The sequence below is a fragment of the Pseudomonas sp. PA-4-8C genome (assembly GCF_021606625.1).
In the GTDB taxonomy this organism is placed as follows: Bacteria; Pseudomonadota; Gammaproteobacteria; order Pseudomonadales; family Pseudomonadaceae; genus Aquipseudomonas; species Aquipseudomonas lactis.
The window spans coordinates 1-5,947 of record NZ_WKCD01000317.1; the positions used below are offsets into that span (position 1 = coordinate 1).

Consider the following 5,947-nt stretch of genomic DNA (forward strand, 5'->3'; position numbering starts at 1 on the left):
AAGTGCGACTGGCTCTCGCCCATGGTGATCTTGTCGTTGAGGCCCTGGCGCAGGTAGGTCACCAGTTGCGGCTGCAAGGCGATGGCCAGGTCGGTGTCGCGGTCGCCACCGGCCACATAGGCGCCGACGCTGATCAGGTCACGGCTTTGCTGGTAGCGCGACCACAGCTGCTTGAACTGCTGGGCACGAGCCATATGCTCCGGCGTGACCACCGCCGGCATCACCCGGCTGATGGACGCTTCGATATCGATGGCTGGGTAATGCCCCTCTTCCGCCAGGCGCCGCGACAGCACGATGTGGCCGTCGAGCACGCCCCGGGCCGAGTCGGCAATCGGGTCCTGTTGGTCGTCGCCTTCAGACAACACGGTATAGAACGCGGTGATCGAGCCACCGCCGGCTTCGGCATTACCGGCACGCTCCACCAGCTTGGGCAACTTGGCAAATACCGACGGCGGGTAACCTTTGGTCGCGGGCGGTTCACCGATGGCCAGGGCGATCTCGCGCTGGGCCTGGGCGAAACGCGTGAGCGAGTCCATCAGCAACAGGACGTTCTTGCCCTTGTCGCGAAAATATTCGGCGATGCGCGTGCAGTACATCGCCGCGCGCAATCGCATCAGCGGTGCATCGTCTGCCGGAGAAGCGACGACAACGGAACGCTTGAGCCCTTCCTCACCGAGGCTGTGCTCGATGAACTCCTTCACTTCGCGGCCCCGCTCGCCGATCAGCCCCACCACGATGATGTCGGCCTCGGTAAAGCGCGTCATCATGCCCAGCAACACGGACTTACCCACGCCGGTACCGGCGAACAGGCCCAGGCGCTGGCCGCGACCGACCGTCAATAAACCGTTGATGCTGCGAATGCCCACGTCCAGCGGCACGCTGATGGGGTTGCGTTTGAGCGGGTTGATGGTGGGGCCGTCCATCGGCACCCAGTCTTCGGCCTTCATGCCGCCCTTGCCGTCCAGCGCACGACCGGCACCATCGAGTACGCGGCCCAGCATGCTCATGCCCATGGGCAGGCGGCCAGTGTCGGCCAGCGGCACCACGCGGGCGCCGGGGGCAATGCCGGCGAGGCTGCCGACCGGCATCAGGAAGATCTTGCTGCCCGAAAAGCCCATCACCTCGGCTTCGACCTGCACCGGGTGGTAGCTGTCGTCGTTGATCACCAGGCAGCGGCTGCCCATGGCGGCGCGCAGGCCCTCGGCTTCGAGGGTCAGGCCGACCATGCGCAACAGGCGCCCTTCGAGGATCGGCTGGCCGGGCAACTCGGTGGCCTCGGCGTAGCTGCCCAGGCGCTTGGCGAAGCTGGTGCGATCAAGGCGCATCGGTGGCGTCCAGGTCAACGCTCAGATCCGGCTCGGCGGGGTGCAGGGCTTGTTCATGCAGTTGATCGAACAACTTGGCCATGATCTGGCTGATGCGGGTTTCCACCGTCGCATCGATGCGGCTGTGTTCGGTCTCGACGCGGCAACCGCCGGGCTGCAACGAAGCGTCTTCGACGATGCGCCAGGTTTCTTCATGGCGCTCGCGCAGGGCTTTGACCTGTTCGAAATCCTGGGGGTTGATGTACAGCCGCACATTGCCGACGCCCAGGGGCAGCAGCTTGAAGGCTTCACGCATCACCGCTTCGATCTGGCTGGAGTCGAGCACCAGTTCGCGCTGGATCACTTGGCGCGCGATGTGCTGCACCAGGCCGACCATGGATTTTTCCAGCTGTGAGTCCTGTTCGGCGATAGGGTCGAACAGGTTACCCATCAGGCGCTCCAGGCTACCCAGCTTGGTGGCCAGCGCCGCCTCGGCTTCCTGGCGAACCTTGAGGGTGGTGCTGCGAAAGCCGTCTTTTTCCCCCGCCGCAAAGCCTTCGTTATAGGCCTCCTGGCGGATGGTTTCCAACTCTTCGAGGGTCAGTGGCTGGACTTCATCCAGCGGCACTTCTTCCATTTCCGCCGGTGGTTCCTCCACCGGTTCAGGCTCGGGCTCCGGCACATGGGGGTCGAAGCTGGGCAGCGACCAGATGTCAAAGCCGCCGACATCCCGCGCGCGAATCAGATCGCTAGGCGCCTCATCTTTATTCGACATGCAAGGCGCCTTAGATCATTTCTTCGCCGCCCTTCCCGCCGAGAACGATTTCTCCGGCTTCGGCCATACGGCGGGCAATGGTGAGGATTTCCTTCTGGGCGGTTTCCACGTCGCTGACGCGCACCGGGCCCTTGGCTTCCAGGTCGTCGCGCAACAGCTCCGAGGCGCGCTTGGACATGTTCTTGAAGATCTTTTCTTTGACGTTTTCGTCCGAGCCCTTGAGCGCCAGCACCAGAACGTCCGAGGACACTTCGCGCAGCAGCGCCTGGATGCCACGGTCGTCGACATCGGCCAGGTTGTTGAACACGAACATCAGGTCTTCGATCTGGCCGGACAGGGTGTCGTCGATCTCGCGGATCGAGTCCATCAACTGGCCTTCCACCGAGCTGTCGAGGAAGTTCATGATGTCGGCCGCGCGCTTGATGCCACCCAGGGTGGTACGCGAGGCGTTGGAATTGCCGGAGAACTGCTTCTCCAGAATGGTGTTGAGTTCTTTGAGCGCCGCCGGCTGCACGGTGTTGAGCGACGACACGCGCAGGATGATGTCCAGGCGCACTTTATGGTCGAAGTGGCCGAGCACTTCGCCGGCCTGGTCCGGGTCCAGGTAGGCCACCACGATCGCCTGGATCTGTGGGTGCTCGTAACGGATCACGTCGGCCACTGCCCGCGGTTCCATCCACTTGAGGCTGTCCAGGCCGCTGGTGTTGCCACCCAGCAGGATGCGGTCGATCAGGCCGTTAGCCTTGTCTTCGCCCAGGGCCGAGGTGAGCATCTTGCGAATGTAGCTGTCGGAACCGACGCCCAGGCTGGTCTGGTCGCCGACGATCTCGACGAACTCGCTCATCACCTGCTCGACTTGCTCGCGGTGCACATTGCGCATCTGCGCCATGGCCACGCCGACACGCTGGACCTCTTTGGGGCCCATGTGGCGCAGCACTTGGGCCGCGTCGGTTTCACCCAGGGACAGCAGCAGCACGGCGGCTTTGTCGACCCGGGACAGCTTGGCCACAGCGGCTCGATCATTCATCTGCGTTAATCCACTCTTTCACGACCTGGGCCACACGGCCCGGGTCTTCTGCCACCAGACTCTTGATTGCGTTCAACTGAGCGTCATAGCCTTCGCTCGGGCTTGGCAACAGGATGCTTTGCGGGCCGCCGAGGCTGACCCGGTCGTTGGCCAGTTCGCCGTCCAGGCCGCCCATGCCACCCAACTCGACGTCGCCACCGGCCAGCGCCAGTTGCTTCTTGCTGCCGCCGGTGATGTTGTTGAGCACCGGGCGCAATACGCCAAACACCAGCACCAGGATAAACAACACGCCCAGTACTTGCTTGACGATGTCCCAGAACCACGGCTGGGTGTAGAACGCCGGGTCAGCGATGACTTCACCGCGCTCGGCGGAGAACGGCATGTTGATCACGCTGACACTGTCGCCACGGCTGGCATCGAAGCCAACGGCGTCTTGCACCAGGCGGGTGAAGCGCGCCAGTTCGTCAGCTGTCCACGGCGCACGGGTCACCGCGCCGTCCGCTGGGTTGACCTTGACCTGGTCATCGACCACCACCGACACCGACAGGCGATTGATCTTGCCCTGCTGCTGCTTGGTGTGGCTGATGGAACGGTCGAGTTCGAAGTTCTTGGTGGACTGGTTACGCTTGTCCGCAGGGTATGGCGCAAGCATCGGCTGGCCGGTGGCCGGGTCCATGATCTGTTGGCCGTTGGCGTCCAACAGCGGCTGGCCAGGCTGGATCGCCCCAGCGGTAGCGGCGGCGCCACCGGTGGTTTGCGGGGCCGAGGCCGGCGCAGGTGGCTGGTTGCTCAGGGCGCCCGGCACACCTTGGGGGCCATTGCTGGCAGTGCGTTGTTCGCTGGTGGACTGCTCGCTGCGCAGGGCCGGTTGGTCGGGGTTGAACTGCTCGGAAGTGGACTCGACGGCGCTGAAATCCACATCGGCCGACACTTCAGCCTTGTAGCGGTCATTGCCCAGTACCGGTTGCAGGATGTTATGCACGCGCTGGGTGAGCATGCTTTCCATGCGGCGGCTGTAGTCGAATTGCTTGCCGGCCTGGGTCAGCGCGGAGTTTTCGGCCATGTCGGACAGCAGGTTGCCCTTCTGGTCCACCACGGTGATTTGCGACTTGCTCAATTCGGGAACACTGGTGGCCACCAGGTTGACGATCGCCAGTACCTGACCAGGCTCCAGGGAGCGGCCAGCAAACAGCTCGACCAAGACCGAGGCGCTGGGCTTGCGTTCGTCACGCACGAACACCGAGCTTTTCGGAATCGCCAGGTGCACACGGGCAGCCTTGACGTTATTCAGGCTGGAAATGGTGCGCGCCAGTTCGCCTTCCAGACCACGACGATAACGGGTGGCTTCCATGAACTGGCTGGTGCCCAGGCCCTGGTCTTTGTCGAGGATTTCAAAACCGATATTGCTGTCGGACGGCGCCACGCCAGCGGCGGCCAGCTTCATCCGTGCACGGGCCACATCATCGGCCTTGACCAGCAAGGCGCCGGAGTTGGGCTCCACGGTGTAGGCGATGTCGGCGGCGGCGAGGGTTTCCATGATCTGCTTGGAATCCATGCCCGACAGGCTGCCGTACAGGGGGCGGTAATCGGGTTGCTGCGACCACAGCACCACGGCAAAACCAATCGCCACGCTGGCTGCCAGGCCCACCATCAGGCCCACCTGACGCAGCATGGTCATTTCCGAGAGGTTTTCCAGGAACGACAGGCCAAACAACGGCGGCTTGCCGTCGGCCTTGGCGGGGAGGTTGTCGGAGACTGCTTCAGCCATGACTTAAATCTCGTCCTTAAACCGGCATCTGCATGATGTCTTGATACGCCTGAACCAGCTTGTTACGCACTTGGGTCAAGGCCTGGAAGGACACGCTGGCCTTCTGCGAAGCGACCATCACATCGGTGAGGTCCACGCCGCTTTTACCGATCTCGAAGGCCGTCGCCAACTGGCTGGACGCCTGCTGGGTATCGCTGACTTTATTGATTGCCTGACCGAGCATGTCGGCAAAATTGCTTTGGCCCAATTCCGGCGCTGGCGCGACGGATTTCGGTTGAGCCATGGCATCCATTTGCATGGCGCGCATATCCAACATCAACCGATTGAACTCAATACCCTGGCTCATGACCTTCTCTCTCCGACGACCCGCAATTTTTTGACACTACGCAGCGGTTACCAGGGGTGGTAGCAACAAGGGTGCCAGCTCTGGAGCAACTCGTAAGAAAAGGCGACAAAGCTTGTCGAACTTGTTACCGCAAGTTTTTTGCGCCCTTCTTCCCGCACGTTTTTTGTAGGAGCGAGCTTGCTCGCGAAAAACGTCAACGATAACGCGCGCTTCCAGAATGCCCGCGGCGCCTATGGATTCTTCGCGAGCAAGCTCGCTCCTACACACGGGATTGGCGCGAGGTCAGGTGGCGAAAAGATAGGCTTCCACGTCCATCCCGGCATCGCGCATCTGCGCCAGCTTGTAGCGCAAGGTGCGCGGGCTGATGCCCAGGCGCTCGGCCGCTTCTTTGCGGCGGCCGCGTTCGGCGCGCAGGGTGTCGATGATCATCTGGAATTCACGGCGGCGCAGGTCATCGCCCAGGGCTCCGGCCGATTCTGCCTCGGCGACCACGGGAGCCGGGGCCAGGCTCGGCAGCGGCGCAGCGCCATTGCCCATGGCCAGGCAAAAGTCTTGCGGCTGGATCAAACCGCCCTGCTGCAAAATCAACGCACGCTGGATCGCATTGTCCAGCTCGCGCACGTTGCCCGGCCATGGATAACTGACCAGGCACGCCTGGGCCTCGGGTGATAAACGCGCCTGGGCATGCTTCATTTTTTTGACGTGGTTGTTCAGCAGGCGCTCGGCC

Annotated in this window: 6 protein-coding genes; all 6 read right to left on the reverse strand. The window is 62.8% G+C overall.

Annotated features, from left to right (window positions below):
- Positions 1-1,325 (reverse strand): flagellar protein export ATPase FliI (gene fliI / locus GIW04_RS26925; RefSeq protein WP_236479369.1); only part of this gene is annotated, 1,325 nt, incomplete at its 3' end.
- Complete coding sequence (gene fliH / locus GIW04_RS26930; RefSeq protein ID WP_120248415.1) at positions 1,315-2,079, reverse strand: flagellar assembly protein FliH; 765 nt, start codon at positions 2,077-2,079, stop codon at positions 1,315-1,317. The genes fliH and fliI, both read right to left, overlap by 11 nt.
- 10 nt (positions 2,080-2,089) lie before the next feature.
- Positions 2,090-3,106, reverse strand: coding sequence for a flagellar motor switch protein FliG (gene fliG / locus GIW04_RS26935; RefSeq protein WP_003192957.1), 1,017 nt, complete (start codon positions 3,104-3,106; stop codon positions 2,090-2,092).
- Positions 3,099-4,874 (reverse strand): flagellar basal-body MS-ring/collar protein FliF, encoded by a 1,776-nt coding sequence (gene fliF, locus GIW04_RS26940; protein ID WP_003192958.1) that lies wholly within the window; start codon positions 4,872-4,874, stop codon positions 3,099-3,101. Before fliF ends, fliG begins: the two co-directional genes overlap by 8 nt.
- A 16-nt stretch (positions 4,875-4,890) precedes the next feature.
- Positions 4,891-5,220, reverse strand: coding sequence for a flagellar hook-basal body complex protein FliE (gene fliE / locus GIW04_RS26945; protein ID WP_003192959.1), 330 nt, complete (start codon positions 5,218-5,220; stop codon positions 4,891-4,893).
- Positions 5,221-5,502: 282 nt separating this feature from the next.
- Positions 5,503-5,947: helix-turn-helix domain-containing protein (locus GIW04_RS26950; protein ID WP_329607645.1), on the reverse strand; the 445-nt coding region annotated here is incomplete at its 5' end.

Excerpts from the sequence above, each read along its gene's own strand:
- fliH (WP_120248415.1), bottom strand. The coding sequence starts at position 2,079 with ATGTCGAATAAAGATGAGGCGCCTAGCGATCTGATTCGCGCGCGGGAT.
- fliG (WP_003192957.1), bottom strand. The coding sequence starts at position 3,106 with ATGAATGATCGAGCCGCTGTGGCCAAGCTGTCCCGGGTCGACAAAGCC.
- fliF (WP_003192958.1), bottom strand. The coding sequence starts at position 4,874 with ATGGCTGAAGCAGTCTCCGACAACCTCCCCGCCAAGGCCGACGGCAAG.
- fliE (WP_003192959.1), bottom strand. The coding sequence starts at position 5,220 with ATGAGCCAGGGTATTGAGTTCAATCGGTTGATGTTGGATATGCGCGCC.